Source organism: Chromobacterium sp. S0633 (assembly GCF_024158805.1).
Taxonomy (GTDB): domain Bacteria; phylum Pseudomonadota; class Gammaproteobacteria; order Burkholderiales; family Chromobacteriaceae; genus Chromobacterium.
Map to the genome: position 1 here is coordinate 1 of NZ_JAMZGH010000130.1, position 594 is coordinate 594.

General features: G+C 67.5%; 1 protein-coding gene. It reads right to left on the reverse strand.

Annotated features, from left to right (window positions below; genetic code table 11):
• Positions 1-594 (reverse strand): phage late control D family protein (locus tag NK214_RS24925; protein ID WP_253315814.1); only part of this gene is annotated, 594 nt, incomplete at both ends.

Below are 594 nucleotides of genomic sequence, written 5' to 3' on the forward strand. Positions count from 1 at the left end.
GGCGCGGAAGGGTTGGGCGTCCTCGGCTTTTGCCAGCGCTTTGAGGTCCGCCGGCAGGTTGTTGCGCGCGCTTAAAGTCTGGCGGGTGACGACGAATTCGCGTTGTTCGCTGCTGTCGCCGTCGTGGGCCGGGTGGTCGTCCAGGCGGAACCACTGGCCGGCGGCCAGGCCGCGCACCGAACCGCCGCCGCTGAATTGCTTGGCGTTGAGGTCGTGCGCTTGCTGGCGCAGCTGGGCGTAGTGGCTGAGCTGGTCGGCGTCGCCGGCGTAGTACAGCGATTGCGGGTCGTAATCGTGTAAGGAGGATTGCAAGGCCTTGCCGTTCTGGCCCTGGTCGATGCGGCTGTCGTCTCCGCTGTGCTGGGTCTGCACCGGCTGGTAGTCGAAGCTGGCCAGCGCTACGGCGCCGGGCACGATCTGGCGTTGGGCGTTCCACTCGGTCAGGCCGTCTTCGGCCTCGGTGGCGTCGCTGCGGTGGAAACGCACCCGCTCGACGCCAGCCGGCGGCAGGCTGTAAGGGTCGTCGAAGGCGACCAAGCGCACTTGTGGCGTGTCGCCGTCCAGGTGATCGAAACGCCAGGCGTAACCCTCTTC